10 protein-coding genes are annotated in these 17,695 nt (G+C 61.0%); 2 read left to right on the forward strand and 8 right to left on the reverse strand.

Translation table 11 applies throughout. The features are described from left to right. Window positions 1-4 precede the first annotated feature (4 nt). Complete coding sequence (gene purL / locus GIW48_RS05085; protein WP_236460768.1) at window positions 5-3,901, reverse strand: phosphoribosylformylglycinamidine synthase; 3,897 nt, start codon at window positions 3,899-3,901, stop codon at window positions 5-7. A gap of 287 nt (window positions 3,902-4,188) precedes the next feature. Between purL and mltF the strand changes: the two genes are divergently transcribed. Then, window positions 4,189-5,649, forward strand: coding sequence for a membrane-bound lytic murein transglycosylase MltF (gene mltF, locus GIW48_RS05090; RefSeq protein WP_017139703.1), 1,461 nt, complete (start codon window positions 4,189-4,191; stop codon window positions 5,647-5,649). A 150-nt stretch (window positions 5,650-5,799) separates the two neighbouring features. Here the strand turns inward: mltF and GIW48_RS05095 are convergent, their stop codons facing one another. The 5 genes from GIW48_RS05095 to treP form a co-directional block, all read right to left on the reverse strand. After that, complete coding sequence (locus tag GIW48_RS05095; protein ID WP_170040767.1) at window positions 5,800-6,078, reverse strand: PTS transporter subunit EIIB; 279 nt, start codon at window positions 6,076-6,078, stop codon at window positions 5,800-5,802. Window positions 6,079-6,080: 2 nt separating this feature from the next. Then, window positions 6,081-8,612, reverse strand: coding sequence for a phosphoenolpyruvate--protein phosphotransferase (ptsP, locus tag GIW48_RS05100; RefSeq protein WP_236460754.1), 2,532 nt, complete (start codon window positions 8,610-8,612; stop codon window positions 6,081-6,083). A gap of 165 nt (window positions 8,613-8,777) precedes the next feature. Beyond that, a complete protein-coding gene (locus GIW48_RS05105) occupies window positions 8,778-9,998 on the reverse strand; it encodes a maltoporin (protein ID WP_169985223.1) in 1,221 nt (406 codons plus the stop codon). Between the two features lie 74 nt (window positions 9,999-10,072). Beyond that, on the reverse strand, window positions 10,073-11,719 hold the full coding sequence (gene treC / locus GIW48_RS05110) for an alpha,alpha-phosphotrehalase (RefSeq protein WP_176992085.1): 1,647 nt from the start codon (window positions 11,717-11,719) through the stop codon (window positions 10,073-10,075). 124 nt (window positions 11,720-11,843) lie between these two features. Further along, complete coding sequence (gene treP / locus GIW48_RS05115) at window positions 11,844-13,286, reverse strand: PTS system trehalose-specific EIIBC component (protein ID WP_236460753.1); 1,443 nt, start codon at window positions 13,284-13,286, stop codon at window positions 11,844-11,846. A 251-nt stretch (window positions 13,287-13,537) separates the two neighbouring features. Between treP and treR the strand changes: the two genes are divergently transcribed. Continuing rightward, entirely contained in the window at window positions 13,538-14,242 is a 705-nt protein-coding gene (treR, locus tag GIW48_RS05120) for a trehalose operon repressor (protein WP_017139697.1), read from the forward strand. 205 nt (window positions 14,243-14,447) lie between these two features. Here treR and guaA read toward each other — a convergent pair whose 3' ends face one another. Both guaA and guaB read right to left on the reverse strand, forming a co-directional pair. Then, the gene (guaA, locus tag GIW48_RS05125; protein WP_017134673.1) at window positions 14,448-16,025 is read right to left on the reverse strand and encodes a glutamine-hydrolyzing GMP synthase; all 1,578 of its coding nucleotides are present in this window, start codon (window positions 16,023-16,025) and stop codon (window positions 14,448-14,450) included. Between the two features lie 81 nt (window positions 16,026-16,106). Then, window positions 16,107-17,576 carry an IMP dehydrogenase gene (gene guaB, locus GIW48_RS05130; RefSeq protein WP_016977684.1) on the reverse strand — a complete coding sequence of 490 codons (1,470 nt, stop codon included), beginning with the start codon at window positions 17,574-17,576 and terminating at the stop codon, window positions 16,107-16,109. Window positions 17,577-17,695: the final 119 nt, after the last annotated feature.

Raw genomic sequence — 17,695 nt, forward strand, 5'->3', positions numbered from 1 at the left:
CGCCTTAGTTCACCCACACGCGAGCGTTGCGGAACATGCGCATCCACGCGCCGTCTTCGTTCCACTCTTCAGGGCGCCACGAGTTTTGCACGGCGCGGAATACACGCTCCGGGTGCGGCATCATGATGGTCACGCGACCGTCGCGGCTGGTAAGGCCGGTGATCCCGCGCGGCGAGCCGTTCGGGTTGGCCGGGTAGCTCTCTGTGACCTTGCCGTGGTTGTCGACGAAACGCATCGCCACACAACCGGACAGGTCGGCTTCGAGCAGGGCTTCTTCGCTGGAGAATTCAGCGTGGCCTTCACCGTGGGCGATGGCGATTGGCATGCGCGAACCGGCCATGCCTTGCAGGAAGATCGAGTTGGATTCCTGCACCTGCACCATGGCGACACGGGCTTCGAACTGCTCGGAACGGTTACGCACAAAGTGCGGCCAGAACTCGCTGCCCGGGATCAACTCGTGCAGGTTGGACATCATCTGGCAACCGTTGCACACACCCAGGGTGAAGCTGTCGTTACGCTCGAAGAAGCCCTGGAACGCATCGCGCGCACGGCTGTTGAACAGGGCCGATTTGGCCCAGCCTTCACCGGCACCCAACACGTCACCGTAGGAGAAACCACCGCAAGCGACCAGGCCTTTGAACTCGTTGAGGTCAACGCGACCGGCGAGGATGTCGCTCATGTGCACGTCGATCGCATTAAAGCCGGCGCGGTCGAACGCGGCCGCCATTTCCACCTGGCCGTTGACGCCCTGCTCTCGCAGTACGGCAACTTGTGGGCGAATGCCTTTCTTGATGTAAGGCGCGGCGATGTCCTGGTTGACGTCGAAGCTGAGCTTGGTGCTCAGGCCCGGGTTGTCTTCTTCCAGGATCACGTCGAATTCCTGCTCGGCGCAGTCGGCGTTATCACGCAGGCGTTGGATCTGGTAGCTGGTCTCGGCCCACTGGCGTTGCAGCAAGCGGCGCTGGCCGGCAAACACGGTATCGCCATTGAAGGAGATATTGATTTCACCGTTATTGATCGGCTGACCGATCACCGCCACACAGTCGTCCAGGCCAGCGGCGCTGAATTGTGCGAGTACGTCCGGAGTGGCGTCCTGGCGAACCTGGATCACGGCGCCCAACTCTTCATTGAACAGGATGCCGTTGATTTCGGCAGCATCCTCGGCAACGCTGTCGAGCACAATGTTCAGGCCGCAGTGACCGGCAAATGCCATTTCGACAACGCTGGTCAGCAAACCGCCGTCGGAACGGTCGTGGTAAGCCAGCAGGTGGCCGTCGGCGTTCAGGCCCTGGATCACGGCGAAGAAGGCTTTGAGGTCTTCGGCGTCATCCACGTCCGGCGCGTGCTTGCCGAGCTTGCCGTGGGTTTGCGCGAGGATCGAGGCGCCCATGCGGTTCTGGCCACGGCCCAGGTCGATCAGGATCAGATCGGTGGTGCCCTTGTCCATGCGCAGTTGCGGGGTCAGGGTCTGGCGGATGTCGGTGACCGGTGCAAAACCGGTCACGATCAGCGACAGCGGCGAGGTCACGCTCTTGTCGGTGCCGTCTTCGTTCCAACGGGTGGCCATGGACATGGAGTCCTTGCCCACCGGAATGGTGATACCCAGTTCCGGGCACAGCTCCATGCCGACAGCCTTGACGGTGTCGTACAGGCGCGCATCTTCACCCGGGTGACCGGCAGCGGACATCCAGTTGGCCGACAGTTTGATGTCGGACAGCTTGCCAATGCGCGAAGCGGCGATGTTGGTGAGGGTTTCACCAATCGCCATACGGCCCGACGCCGGGGCGTCCAGCAGGGCCAGCGGCGTGCGCTCGCCCATGGCCATGGCTTCACCGGTGTACACGTCAAAGCTGGTGGCGGTGACGGCAACGTCGGCCACCGGCACTTGCCATGGGCCAACCATTTGGTCACGGGCCACCAGGCCGGTGATGGTGCGGTCGCCAATGGTGATCAGGAAGCTTTTGCTCGCCACGGCCGGGTGGTGCAGCACGCGCTCGATGCTGTCGGCCAGTTCCAGCGTGCTTGGGTCGAAGTCATCGCCCAGCTCGGCTTCACGCACGGCCGAACGGTGCATGCGCGGGGCTTTGCCCAGCAGTACTTCCAGCGGCATGTCGACCGGGCTGTTGCCGAAGTGGCTGTCGGTGACCGTCAGCTGTGGTTCGGCAGTGGCTTCGCCGACCACGGCAAACGGGCAACGCTCACGTTCGCAGATGGCCTGGAAGCGCGCGAAGTCTTCAGGGCCAACGGCCAGTACGTAGCGTTCCTGGGATTCGTTACTCCAGATTTCGTGCGGGGCCATGCCCGGCTCGTCGTTTGGAATGTTGCGCAGTTCGAAACGGCCACCACGGTCGCCATCGTTGACCAGTTCCGGGAAGGCGTTGGACAAACCACCGGCGCCGACGTCGTGGATGAAGCTGATCGGGTTCTTGTCACCCAACTGCCAGCAACGGTCGATGACTTCCTGGCAGCGGCGTTCCATTTCCGGGTTTTCGCGCTGTACGGAAGCAAAGTCCAGGTCTGCCGAGCTGGTGCCGGTGGCCATGGAGGAGGCTGCACCGCCGCCCAGGCCGATCAGCATCGCCGGGCCGCCGAGCACGATCAGCTTGGAGCCGACCAGGATCTCGCCCTTCTTGACGTGTTCTTCACGGATGTTGCCCATGCCGCCGGCCAACATGATCGGCTTGTGGTAACCGCGCACTTCATCGCCACGCGGGGTGGTGATGGACTGTTCGAAGGTACGGAAGTAACCGGTCAGCGCCGGGCGCCCGAACTCGTTGTTGAACGCGGCGCCGCCCAGCGGGCCTTCGATCATGATGTCGAGTGCGGTGACGATGCGCTCAGGCTTGCCGTACGGCACTTCCCACGGCTGTTCGAAGCCCGGGATCTGCAGGTTGGACACGGTGAAACCGGTAAGGCCAGCCTTGGGCTTGGCGCCACGGCCGGTGGCGCCTTCGTCACGGATTTCGCCGCCCGAACCTGTCGCTGCGCCCGGGAACGGGGCAATCGCGGTCGGGTGGTTGTGGGTTTCAACCTTCATCAGGATGTGCACCGGCTCCTGCACCGCGCCGTACTGGCGGGTTTCAGGGTCCGGGAAGAAACGGCCGGCGACGGAGCCGACGATCACCGAGGCGTTGTCCTTATAAGCCGACAGAACGCCTTCGCTGTGCATCACGTAGGTGTTCTTGATCATGCCGAACAGGCTTTTTTCCTGGCTTTCGCCGTCGATATCCCAACTGGCGTTGAAGATCTTGTGACGGCAGTGCTCGGAGTTGGCCTGGGCGAACATCATCAGTTCGATGTCGTGCGGGTTGCGCTTCAAGCCATTGAAGGCGTCGACCAGATAGTCGATCTCATCTTCGGCGAGCGCCAGGCCCAGTTCGGTGTTGGCCTTCTCGAGGGCGGCGCGGCCACCGCCGAGCACGTCAATCGCAGTGAGCGGCTTGGGCTCGGCGTGGCTGAACAGGCCGGCAGCCTGTTCCAGCTGGCTGACGATGATCTGGGTCATGCGGTCGTGCAGGCTGCTGGCAATCCGCTCGGCTTCGGCATCGCTGAACTGGCCGGCGACGTAGAAAGCGATACCGCGTTCCAGGCGCTGGATTTTTTCCAGGCCGCAATTACGCGCGATATCACTGGCCTTGCTCGACCAGGGCGAGATGGTGCCGAACCGCGGCAGAACCAGGAACAAGCGGCCGGTCGGCTCTTGAACGGGAACGCTGGGGCCGTACTTCAGAAGGCGTGCGAGCACTTGCTGTTCGTCGGCGGTCAAGACGCCGGTTACGTCGGCGAAGTGAGCAAATTCAGCATACAAGCCTGTAACAGCTGGAACCTTTTGGCTCAGTTGCTCAAGGAGTTTGCTGTGGCGAAAGGCAGAAAGGGCAGGAGCGCCGCGCAGGATCAACATCTTCGGGACAGCCTCGGGAAGGGGGTGTGCTTTGAGGCCGTGCATTCTAGCGTAAACCTGCGCCAACGGCACTCGAAACGGCACGGCTGGCCGCTGCCGAACGTCAGTTGGCAGCGATTGCATGCTTTCGGGGCGAAATCCTGGGGTTGGCGCGCAGTTATTTTAACCGTCACAAACCCTCGCCAACCCACGTTTCTGCGGGCTGCAGCCCGGTTTTGCGGGTGCTAGCAGACAAGTCCGCTGCTGTCGAGATATGGCGCCGAGGGCCGTTTGCGTATACTGCGCAGATGTTCTCCCCTACTGCTTTACGCCCGCGATGCGCCAAATGGCTGATCGCAACCGGACTCTTCCTGATGCTCAGCGCCTGTGTTGATAAGCCCAGCACGCTCGAGCGAATCAAGGAGGATGGCGTATTGCGGGTGATTACCCGGAACAGCCCGGCGACGTATTTCCAGGACCGCAACGGTGAAACCGGTTTCGAGTACGAACTGGTCAAGCGCTTTGCCGATGACCTGGGCGTGAAGCTGGAAATCGAGACCGCCGATAATCTCGATGACCTGTTCGGCCAGCTGGGCAAACCCAACGGTCCGGTTCTTGCGGCCGCCGGCCTGGTCAGCAGCGAGCAGCGCGCGCAACAGGTGCGTTTCTCCCATCCGTACCTGGAAGTCACGCCGCAGATCATCTACCGCAATGGCCAGTCGCGCCCCACCGGCCCGGCAGACCTGGTGGGCAAGAAGATCATGGTGCTCAAAGGCAGCACCCACGCCGAGCAATTGGCGGCACTTAAAAAGCAGAACCCAGCGATTGAATACGAAGAGTCCGACGCCGTGGAGGTGGTCGACCTGCTGCGCATGGTGGACGAGGGCCAGATCGACCTGACCCTGGTGGACTCCAACGAAGTGGCGATGAACCAGGTGTACTTCCCCAACGTGCGCGTGGCCTTCGACCTCGGCAATGCCAGCAACCAGAGCTGGGCCGTGGCACCGGGGGAAGACAATAGCCTGCTCAACGAGATCAACAGCTACCTGGACAAGGTTGAGAAAAACGGCACCCTGCAGCGACTGAAAGACCGTTACTACGGGCATGTCGATGTACTCGGCTATGTCGGCGCCTACACCTTCGCCCAGCATTTGCAGCAACGCCTGCCCAAGTACGAGAAACACTTTCGCGCCTACGCCAAGGAAGAAAAGGTCGACTGGCGCCTACTGGCGGCCATCGGCTATCAGGAATCGCTGTGGCAACCGGCCGTCACCTCCAAGACCGGCGTGCGCGGCCTGATGATGCTGACCCAGAACACCGCCCAGGCCATGGGCGTGTCCAACCGCCTGGACGCCAAGCAAAGCATCATGGGCGGTGCCAAGTACCTGGCCAAGATCAAGGATGAGTTGGACGACAGCATTGCCGAGCCGGACCGCACCTGGTTCGCCCTCGCCGCCTATAACGTCGGCACCGGCCACCTGGAAGATGCGCGCACGCTGGCCAAGAAAGACGGCCTGAACCCGAACAAGTGGCTGGACGTGAAGAAGATGCTGCCGCGCCTGTCGCAGAAGCAGTGGTACAGCAAGACCCGCTACGGTTATGCCCGCGGTGGCGAGCCGGTGCATTTTGTCGCGAACATCCGGCGGTATTACGACATTCTCACCTGGGTGACCCAGCCGCAGTTGGAAGGCAACCAAGTGGTGGAAGGCAACTTGCACGTGCCGGGTATCGACAAGACCAAGCCGCCGGAAGATAACCCGCAGCTGTAAACCCGATCGCCCAAACGACCCATAACCCTGTGGGAGCGGCGGTGCGACGATTCGACTTGCCCGCGATGGCGGCTAGCCAGTCAACATATTCGTTTCCTGACACACCGCTATCGCGGGCAAGCCCGGCTTCCACAGTTGATCCTCGTCGTTTTATAGGCCAGTGAGCAGATGCACGACCCCGCCCGTTAACACCATCACACCCGCAACACCCGCCGCCTTCAGCGCCTGCGCATCCAGCCGCCCTGCATCCTGCAACTGCACCCGCACCCGCGTCAGTGCCACGCGCTGTTGCGACTTGAGGTTATCCACACCGCCCAATGCGCTCAGTACCTCGGCCGACAACAGACCCTGCGCAGGCGCCACCACGGTTTCGGCAATCAAGTCCGGGGTGAGGGCCTTCCAGAATGCGCGCTGTAATTTCTCGAACATGCTCAGTGCTCCACGACAGGTGAGGTTTCAACAGTGGCCGCGTGGTACAGGCGCAGGGCCTCGCGTACTTGGGCGGCTTCTTCCAGGCCAAGCACCTGGCGGGCGATGATCTGGCAGTCGGCCATGTCCAGCTCGCGCACGGTGGCCTTGATGGTCGGGATCAGCGGTACGCTGACCGACAGCTCATCCACCCCCAGCCCGATCAACACCGGCACCGCCAGTGCTTCAGACGCCAACGCGCCGCACACGCCGACCCACTTGCCATGGGCGTGGGCGGCCTTGACCGTGGTGGCAATCAGGCGCAATACCGACGGATGGAAGCTGTCGGCCTGGCTGGCCAGGCGCGGGTGGTCGCGGTCCATGGCCAGGGTGTATTGGGTGAGGTCATTGGTGCCGATGGAGAAGAAATCCACATGCGGCGCGAAGACATCTGCCATCAAGGCCGCAGACGGCACCTCGATCATGATGCCCAGCTTTGGCAGCTCGGTCAGGCTCAGCGCCAGCGCTTCCTCTTCAAGGATCTTGCGCGCCAGATGCAGCTCCGACAGCAGGCTGACCATCGGTAGCATGATATGCAGCCGCGCAAATCCGGCACTCGCCAGGATCGCGCGGAACTGCTCGCGCAGCAATTCAGGGCGCTCCAGGCACAGGCGAATACCACGCAGGCCGAGGAACGGGTTGGTCTCGCGCTCCATCGGCACATAGGCCAAAGGTTTATCGCCGCCCACATCCAAAGTGCGCACCACCAGATTGCGTTCGCTGCCCAGAGCTCGGGCGATGGCGCTGTAGGTGCCGGCTTGCTCCTCGGGGCTGGGCGCGCGATTGCGGTCCAGGTAGAGAAACTCCGAACGCAACAGGCCAACGCCTTCACCGCCCAAGGCCAGGGATTGCTCGACCTCCTGCAACGAGGCGACATTGGCCGTGATCTCGACATGATGACCATCGCGCGTGATACCGGGCAAGGCGGCCTGCGCCACCTCACGCTCACGTCGCAGTATGTGTTGCTTGCGGGTAGCGGCCAGTTGCTCGACAGCGGCCAGGTCAGGCTCCAGGTGCAGCTCGCCTTTGTCGGCATCGAGCAGCACCTGCTTGCCGTTGGCCAGCGCCAGTGCCTGTGCCGGAACGCCGCACAACGACGGCAAACCAAGGGCACGCGCCAGGATCGCCACATGGCTGGTGGCGCCGCCGCCGACGGTGACGAACCCCAACACTTTGCGCGTATCAAGGCCAGCGGTTTGCGAGGGGGTCAGTTGCTCGGCAATCACGATCGCACGATCCGGCAACGCCCAGGCGCTGTCCTCAATACCGAGGATCAACTTCAGCACACGCTGGCCAACATCGGCCAAATCCGCTGCGCGCTCAGCCAGCAACGCACTGCCCAGGCCGAGAAATAGCTTGGCGGTTGCGGCCGTGGCGCTGTTCCAGGCAAAGGCAGCACTCTTGCCTTCGGTGAGCAGGCGATGGGCTTGCTCCAACAGGGTCGGGTCTTCAAGCAGTTCCTGATGGGCGCGGAAGATTTCCGCCTGGGCGCTGCCAACCGCTTTGTCTTGCAACACTTGCAGCGCTTCGGTGGCTACCAGTAAGGCGCGGCTCAGCGCAGCGTGTTCAACGGATTCACCCGCGCCCTGTTCCTCGATGTGCAACTCGGGTTCCGCCACTTGAAACACCTGGCCAAACGCGGAGCCGGGCGAAGCACACACGCCGCGCAACAAGGTCGCCGATGACTCGGGTGACTGCGTTTCAACAGGCGCAACAGACTCTTCGACTGCCTCCCCGCAACCTTGCGCCAGCAGGGTTACCAATGCCTTGATGGCCGCATCGGCATCCTCTCCCGCCGCACTCACTTGCAAGGTATCGCCCTGCACGGTTTGCAGCGCCATGATCGCCACCAATGACTTGGCGTTGGCGCTCTGGGTTTGCTTGTGCAGGTAAATGCTGGCGTTGAAACCTTTGGCCGTTTGCGCCAGTACGGCGGCCGGGCGTGCGTGCAAACCGTTGGCATTGGGCAGCGTCAGCGGCTTGGAGAACAGTGCATCGCCCTCCTCCTCGCCCACGGTTTCAGCGGCCTGGCCGGGTGAGACGTGCAACAGCGGCTGGCCCACCTCCACCGCGCCACTGCCCGATGCCAGCCACACAAACGGCTCGCCGCTGACCACCAGCATCGAGGTCAGCAAACTGCGCGCATTGAGCGCCACGTAGTCGGCATCAAACTCGATCAACGGCTGCCCGACCTCGACCCGCTGGCCTTCCTCGACCAGACGGGTGAAGCCCTTGCCAGCCAGGTGCACCGTGTCCAGGCCAATATGCATCAGCACCTGCACGCCGTTGTCGCCGGTGACGCTGACCGCATGCCCGGTGTCCTGGATATTGCTGATCACCCCGGCCAACGGCGCGCACAGGGTCTGCGAGGTGGGATCGATGCACAGGCCGTCGCCGATCATGCGGCTGGCGAACACCGGGTCAGGCACCTGGTCCAGCGCCAGCAGCACCCCGGACAAGGGCGCCAGCAGTTCCAGGGGTTGAGTTGTGGTCATGACTTCACCTGCTGTTTTGTTCTGTAAAAATCATAGGGCGAACGACGATCCACTGTGGGAGCTGGCTTGCCTGCGATGCCGGCGACTCGGTGTCTCAGTAAGACCGAGGGGTTGCTATCGCAGGCAAGCCAGCTCCCACCTAAAAAGCGTTCACTTAAAACCGAGCTATTTCCACCAATATTCGACTTGCACACCCACATTCGAGCCATGCCGCGCCGTGCCGTAGGCGCCGGTGTCGGACAACGCCGAGCCCGCCGCCAGTTCGTTCGCCGCACGCTTGGCCGCTTCGTTCCAGGTTGCATAGGTGTAGTACAACCGCACTTCCGGCCGTGCCCAGAAATCCGGGCCGTTGGGCGACCAGGTCGGGGCGAAGGTGAATTTGCTCAGCTTGCGCGTACCACCGGCAGCCTCGACTTGATCATGCCCAAGCTCGGTGACCAGTTTGAACTGTTCGCTGATGGCATATGCCGGGCGCACACCGATGGACATCCAGGTCTGGTCCTGGCTGCCGGGGCGAATATCCTTTTGATACACCGCCTCGACCTGCCCACCGAAACGCGGCGTCACCTGCCAGTCAAAAAACTCCACGGCGCGGTAGCTTTTGCTGCTCTTGTCCAAGGCGGTATCGCCGGTATATCCCAAGCCAGTGCCGGGGCCTTCGCCGTACTGCAAGGCGAATTTGTTCTTGCCGCCAAGAAACGGTTTTTGCACATGCTGCGCGGTGATCGCCCAACCGCTGTTGGCTTCACGCCCGCCGGCTTTTTCTATATAGCTCAAGCCAAACTCCAGCTCACCGCCGGGGTTGGTTTTGAAGCCTGCCACGTTGAAGTCGTGACGGGTGGCGTATTCCTTCTGGTACAGGTTGTCCTTGCGCGACAGCGCGTAGCTGTATTTGAGGTCGCCGATTTTAACGTCCTCGACACCGCCGCCCGTGGCGCTCTGGTTCCAGTAGTAGAAGTCAGAGATATGGATGTCGTTACGCTTGTAGTAACGGCGCCCCGCCCACACCGAGCCGCCATTGAGGCTGGGCAGGTTGGACCACTGCGCGTACATCTGCGGCATGCGCGCCGAGCCGTTGTCCTCACCCTGGAACTTCAGGGCTCGGTCGTATTTGTTGTACAGCGATGCCATGGCATCGACGCTCAGCACCGAGCCGTCGTCGAGGGTCAACAGGTCCTGGCGCAACTCGAGTTCGGCGTACTGCTCGCATTCGTTGCCCAGGCGGTATTTGGATTGCGCTCCCGGCAGTTGGAAACACTGTTGCTTGCCACTGCCTGTTGAAGTCCCCGCGCCGCTGCGCAAGTAGCCGGCAAACTCCAGGGCTTGAACGGCAAAAGGTGCGGTAAGACAGGAAGCAATGAGGCCCAGCTTTATTGTTGTTTTCATGAAGCACTCCGATATTTTTATTATGTTTTTTGGTGAAGCGCCCCCGCACTCCCATACGGGGGATGCAGCGGGTCTCAGTCCTTGAGGTGCAGCACAAACGATTCATACGGGCGCAACACCACCGTGCTCGAACGCAACGGGCAGTCGGGGTAATTGCTGATCAGCAGGCGTTGCTCGTTCGCCGCACTGAGGACGCCTTCCGGCAGTTGGATTTCGCAGGCTGTGCCGTAGAAGTTGTTGAGTACCAACAAGCGCTCGCCATCGCCTTCGCGCAGATACGCCCAGACCTGGAGGTGGTCTTGCAGTAGTTGGCGATAAACGCCCTCCTGGATCAGCGGCTCGTGACGACGCAACGCAATCAGCGCGCGGTAGTGATGCAGCACCGAATCGGGGTCATCCAGCTGGCTTTCGACGTTGATCTGCGCCGCGTTGGCCGGGATGCCGATCCACGGTTCACCGCTGCTGAAACCGGCATTGGCCTGGGTGTTCCATTGCATTGGCGTGCGGCTGTTGTCGCGCGACTTCTGCATGATCGCCGCCATGCTCGACGCCTCGGACTCACCGGCATCACGCTTGAGGCGGAAGATGTTCAGGGTCTCGACATCGCGGTACTGCTCAATCTTGTCGAAACCCGGGTTGGTCATGCCCAGCTCTTCGCCCTGGTACACATACGGCGTGCCTTGGAGGAAGTGCAGCGCAGTGGCGAGCATCTTGGCCGAGACCACGCGGTACTCGCCGTCGTTACCAAAACGCGAGACCACTCGCGGCTGGTCGTGGTTACACCAGAACAGCGCGTTCCAGCCGCCACCGGCCTGCATGCCCAGTTGCCAGTCGGAAAAAATCTGCTTGAGCTGCAGGAAGTCGAAGTCGGCCTTCACCCACTTTTGCAGGTTCGGGTAATCGACTTTCAAGTGATGAAAGTTGAAGGTCATCGACAGCTCTTTGGACGCCGGATTCGAATAACGAATGCAGTGCTCAAGGCTGGTGGACGACATCTCGCCGACGTTGATCAGGTCGTGCCCTTCGAAGACTTCACGGTGCATTTCCTGCAGGTACTCATGCACGTTCGGGCCGTCGGTGTAGAAGCGGCGGCCATCGGTGTTGTCTTCGGGGAAATCGGCAGGCTTGGAGATCAGGTTGATCACGTCCAGGCGGAAGCCACCCACGCCTTTGTCACGCCAGAAGCGCATCAACTGGTACACCTCGGCGCGCACGTTGGGGTTGTCCCAATTGAGGTCGGCCTGGGTATGGTCGAACAGGTGCAGGAAGTACTGGCCGGTTTGCGCCTCGTATTCCCAGGCCGAGCCGCCGAACTTGGATTGCCAGTTGTTCGGCTGGTCGCGCCAGATGTAAAAGTCGCGGTACGGGTTGTTGAGGCTGCTGCGCGCCTGCTGGAACCACTCATGCTCGATGGAGGTGTGGTTGACCACAATGTCGAGCATCAGCTTGATGCCGCGCTTGGCCGCTTCGCTGATCAGCAGGTCGCAATCGGCCATGGTCCCGTAGCTGGGGTCGATGGCGTAGTAGTCGCTGATGTCGTAGCCGTTGTCGCGTTGCGGCGAGCGCAGGAACGGGGTGATCCACAGGCAATCCACGCCCAGCCACTTGAGGTAATCGAGTTTGTCCACGATGCCCAGCAGGTCACCGGTGGCGTTACCCGCGTGGCTGTGGAAGCTTTTGGGGTAGATCTGGTAGATCACCGAGTCTTGCCAGTCTTGCATGGTGGGTTCCTTCAATTGAGTTGTGTGCTGGCTTTGAGGGCCTCATCGCGGGCAAGCCCGGCTCCCACTTTGATGTGTGAACACATTCAAATGTGGGAGCTGGCTTGCCTGCGATAGCGATCGATCAAGCGACGCGATATCCCGGCCGCACAATCTTCATGCTCAACGCACAGGTCAGAACAAACGGCACGACCATGGCGATGACCATCCCGATCACAAAACTGGGGATGAACTGCGGAATGATCGAAATAAACCCAGGCAAGCCACCCACGCCGATGGCCGAGGCGATCACCTTGTTCATCGACAGGAAAATGCTGCCCAGCGCCGAGCCCAGCAGCGCGGCATAGAACGGAAATTTGAAGCGCAGGTTCACGCCGAACATCGCCGGTTCCGTAATGCCGAAGTAAGCGGAAATCGCCGAGGTCGAGGCCATGCTTTTGTCCCGCGCGTTGCGGGTCATGTAGAACACGCCCAGTGCGGCGCTGCCCTGGGCCAGGTTGGACATCACGATCATCGGCCAGATAAAGGTGCCGCCCTGGGTGGAGATAAGTTGCAGGTCCACGGCGAGGAACATGTGGTGCATGCCGGTGATCACCAGCGGCGCGTACAACAGGCCGAAAATCGCCCCGCCAACCATCGGCGCCAGGTCAAACAGGGTGACCACGCCTTCGGTAATCAGGATGCCGAGGTGACGGGTCACCGGGCCGATGATGGCCAGCGCCAGCACGCCGGTGACGACGATGGTGGTGATCGGCACCACGAGCAGTTGGATGGCGTTTGGCACGCGTGCCCGCAGCCACTTTTCAATCACGCTCATCACATAGGCCGCCATCAGGATCGGCAGGATCTGGCCCTGATAACCCACCTTCTCAATCTTGAACCAACCGAAAATATCGAAGTACGGCAAGCTCTGGCCATCGAGCCCGGCCACCGCCTTGCCGTAGTTCCAGGCGTTGAGCAAGTCCGGGTGCACCAGCATCAGGCCGAGCACGATGCCGAGGATTTCGCTGCCGCCGAAGCGCTTGGCCGCCGACCAGCCCACCAGCGCCGGCAGGAACACAAACGAGGTGTTGGCCATAAGGTTGATCAGGCTCCACAGGCCATCCAGGTTCGGATACGCCTCCAGCAGCGTCTGGCCCTCGATGAACATGCCCTTGGCGCCCATCAGGTTGTTCACGCCCATCAGCAGGCCGGCGATGATCAGCGCGGGCAGGATCGGCATGAACACGTCGGAGAACACACGCACCAGACGCTGCATGGCGTTGGTCTTGTCGGCGCCCTTCTGCTTGACGTCAGCGATGGTCGAAGCCGCAAGACCCGTCTGCTCACGCAGGGCGGCATAGACCTTTTCCACTTCGCCGGGGCCGATCACCACTTGGAACAGGCCGCCGGTGAAGAACGAGCCCTTGACCAGATCGACCTGGTTCAACGCGCTGCTGTTGACCAGGCTCGGGTCCTTGAGCGCCAGGCGCAGGCGGGTCACGCAGTGGGCGGCTTGCTCAAGGTTGTCGCTGCCCCCGAGGTTCTCGAGAATCTCGCGGGCAATATTGGAATAGTCGTGGCTCATGCTTGGTTTCCACTTTGGTTTTTTTATTTGGGGGCAGTCATTGGCAGCACGCCGTGGGCAAAAGTACTCGTATGTACGAGTTAAATCAATAACTCGTCTGTACGAGTTACATAAAGTTTAAATTTCTGAATTTGAAGTCAGACATTTCCCTAATTCCACGCAGGTCCAATGGACAAAGCCCACCTCTGCCACTAAGGTTCCTGCCTTGAACCCGCCGTTCACTTTCATCAAGCCGGCACAGAGCCATCCCCATGAGCAAATACAACCAGATCTATACGGATCTGCTTGCCAGCATCACCACTGAACGCCTGCAACGCGGTACGCGCCTTCCCTCTGAAACCGAACTGATGGACGCCTACCAGGCCAGCCGTGGCACGGTGCGCCGCGCCATCGAGCAGTTGCAGGAGCGTGGTTTTGCGCAAAAAATCCACGGCAAGGGCACGTTTGTGTTGTCGCCCAACCCCATTGAGTTCCAACTGGGCGGCATCGTCAGCTTCCACGAAACCCACGCTGACCTGGGCGATGACGTACGCACCGAAGTAGTCGAATTCAGCCAGTTCCCGCTCGAAGGCTCGCTGCTGCAACACATCGAAGCCGCGCCCGGCGCTCTGATTACCCGCATCAAACGGGTACGGCGCATCGGCGGCAAACGCGTGATCCTGGACATCAACCACTTTGTGGCTGACCTGATCCCCGGCCTGGACCGCGACATCGCCGAGCAGTCGATCTATGCGTTTATCGAACAGACGCTGGAGCTGCAGATCAGTTATGCGCAGCGCACCATCGAAGCTCTGCCGCGCAGCAAGGACGACCAGGCGCATCTGGATCTGGATGGGCAAAGCCATGTGATTGTGGTGAGCAACCAGACGTTTTTGCAGGATGGCAGGCAGTTCGAGTACACCGAGTCGCGGCATACGTTGGATAAGTTTTATTTTTCGGATATTGCGCGGCGCTAAAGCCGAAAGAAGATCAAATGTGGGAGCGGGCTTGCCCGCGATGGCGGCCTGTCAGTTATCGATGTTTTGCCTGATAGGCCCTCATCGCGGGCAAGCCCGCTCCCACACTTCGATCAGTGTTGTTTGATCTGGCGTATTCCAGAAACACAAAACCCCGGCACCTGGCCGGGGTTTTGTTATTCAGCGTTTACCTGCTAGCGCAGGATCACTCCCACTCAATCGTCGCCGGCGGCTTGCTCGACACGTCATACGTCACGCGCGAAATACCTTCGATTTCATTGATGATACGGCCGCTGACAGTCTCCAGCAGCTCGTACGGCAGGTGTGCCCAACGCGCGGTCATGAAGTCGATGGTCTCTACGGCACGCAGCGCAACAACCCACGCGTAACGACGGCCATCACCCACAACACCCACCGATTTCACCGGTTGGAACACCACGAACGCCTGGCTGACCTTGTGGTACCAGTCGGCCTTGCGCAGTTCTTCGATGAAGATGTGGTCGGCGCGACGCAGCAGGTCGGCGTATTCCTTTTTCACTTCACCCAGGATGCGCACGCCCAGGCCCGGGCCTGGGAATGGGTGGCGGTAGACCATGTCGTACGGCAGGCCGAGTTCCAGGCCCAGGCGGCGGACTTCGTCTTTGAACAGTTCGCGCAGTGGTTCTACCAGCTTGAGGTTCATCTCCTCCGGCAGGCCACCCACGTTGTGGTGGGACTTGATCACGTGAGCCTTGCCGCTCTTGGCGCCAGCCGACTCGATCACGTCAGGGTAGATGGTGCCCTGGGCGAGGTACTTGATGTTGTCCAGTTTGTTGGACTGGGCATCAAACACGTCGATGAAGGTGCGGCCGATGATCTTGCGCTTCTTCTCTGGGTCGCTTTCGCCCGCCAGGTTGTTGAGGAACTGGTCCTCGGCGTTGGCGCGGATCACCTTGACGCCCATGTTCTCAGCGAACATGGCCATCACTTGCTCGCCTTCGTGCAGGCGCAGCAGGCCATTGTCGACGAACACGCACGTCAGCTGGTCGCCGATGGCTTTGTGCAGCAGCGCGGCAACCACGGAGGAGTCAACGCCGCCGGACAGGCCGAGCAATACGTTGTCGGTACCCACCTGGGCACGCACGTTGGCGATGGCGTCTTCAGCGATTTTCGACGGGGTCCACAGGGCTTCGCATTGGCAGATGTCGAGGATGAAGCGCGACAGGATACGGCCGCCTTGCTTGGTGTGGGTCACTTCCGGGTGGAACTGCACGCCGTAATAGCCGCGCTCGTCGTTGAACATGCCGGCAATCGGGCAGCTCGGGGTGCTGGCCAGGATGTGGAAGTCTTCCGGCATCTTGGTGACCTTGTCACCGTGGCTCATCCACACGTCGAGGCCGAACAGGCCGTCGGCGTCGATGTGGTCTTCGATGCCGTCCAGCAGGCGGCTCTTGCCGACCACGTCGACACGGGCATAACCGAATTCACGCAGTTCGGAACCTTCAACCTTGCCGCCCAGTTGCTCGGCCATGGTCTGCATGCCGTAGCAGATACCGAAGACGGGCACGCCCAGGTCGAATACGGCTTGCGGGCAACGCGGGCTGTTGGCTTCGTGCACGGACTCGGGGCCACCGGCAAGGATGACGCCTTTCGGTGCGAATTCGCGGATCGCTTCGTCGTCCATGTCGAACGGGTGCAGTTCGCAGTACACGCCGATTTCACGCACGCGGCGGGCGATCAGTTGGGTGTACTGGGAACCGAAGTCGAGGATCAGGATGCGGTGGGCGTGAATGTCGAGGGCCATGAAGTCAGTCTCGTCTAATGAATCAGAAACAACTCGGGGCTGAAAGAACAGCCCCGGTTACTTAACGTTTTGCTGGAAGCCTCAACCTACGCGGTAGTTCGGCGCTTCCTTGGTGATCTGCACGTCGTGGACATGGGATTCAGCCATGCCGGCGCCGGTGATCCGTACGAACTCTGGCTTGGTGCGCATTTCTTCGATGTCGGCGCTGCCGGTGTAGCCCATCGAGGAACGCAGGCCGCCCATCAATTGATGGATGATCGCGCTCAGGGTGCCTTTGTACGGCACACGGCCTTCGATGCCTTCCGGTACGAGCTTCTCGGCGCCTGCCGAGGAGTCCTGGAAGTAACGGTCGGAAGAGCCCTGCGCCTGGGACATGGCGCCCAGCGAACCCATGCCGCGGTAAGCCTTGTACGAACGGCCCTGGAACAGTTCGATTTCACCTGGTGCTTCTTCGGTACCGGCGAACATCGAGCCCATCATCACGCAGGAAGCACCGGCTACGATGGCCTTGGACAGGTCACCGGAGAAACGGATGCCGCCGTCGGCGATCAACGGAACGCCAGTGCCTTCAAGGGCAGCGGCGACGTTGGCGATGGCGCTGATTTGCGGCACGCCTACACCGGCGACGATACGCGTGGTGCAGATGGAGCCAGGGCCGATACCGACCTTGACCGCATCGGCGCCGGCTTCGGCCAGGGCCTTGGCAGCTGCGCCGGTGGCGATGTTGCCGCCGATAACCTGTACGTCAGGGAAATTCTGTTTGACCCAGCGAACGCGGTCGATCACGCCTTTGGAGTGGCCGTGGGCAGTGTCGACCACCACCACGTCAACACCGGCTGCCACGAGGGCCGAAACGCGATCACCGGTGTCTTTACCGGTGCCGACCGCAGCGCCGACGCGCAGACGACCTTGGTCATCCTTGCTGGCCAGCGGGTAAGCCTTGGCTTTTTCGATGTCGTTGACGGTCATCATGCCTTTGAGGGCGAATTTGTCGTCGACGATCAGCACGCGCTCGATGCGGTGCTTGTGCAGCAATTCGCGCACGTCGTTCTTGTCGGCGCCTTCCTTGACAGTAACGAGGCGCTCTTTAGGCGTCATCACTTCACGGACGGTGACTTCAAGACGGTTCTCGAAACGCACGTCACGGGAAGTGACGATGCCGACCAGGTCGCCATCGTGCAGTACCGGAACGCCGGAGATGTTGTGCAGGCGGGTCAGGTCGAACAGATCACGCACGGTGGCGTCGGCTTCGATGGTGATTGGATCTTTCACCACACCGGCTTCGTAACGCTTGACCTTGCGCACTTCGGCAGCTTGCTGCTCGATGGTCATGTTCTTGTGGATGATGCCAATGCCGCCTTCCTGAGCCATGGCAATTGCCAAACGGGCTTCAGTGACGGTGTCCATGGCAGCGGAAACCAGAGGAATATTCAGCTCGATGCCACGGGTTAGGCGGGTCTTGAGACTGACTTCGTTAGGAAGCACCTCGGAATAACCGGGCACTAGGAGAATGTCGTCGAATGTCAGAGCTTCTTGGCTGATACGCAGCATCGCGGGGGCTCCCGAGCGGGAAAATGGAAGCGCGCCATTATATACATGCACCCTGTCGGGCTCAATGTAAAACTCTGACAAACTTGGTAATACTGATAGATGGATAAAACCTGCAGCGC

Origin of the sequence: Pseudomonas sp. PA-6-3C (assembly GCF_021605825.1) — a bacterium.
GTDB classification, from domain to species: Bacteria; Pseudomonadota; Gammaproteobacteria; order Pseudomonadales; family Pseudomonadaceae; genus Aquipseudomonas; species Aquipseudomonas edaphica.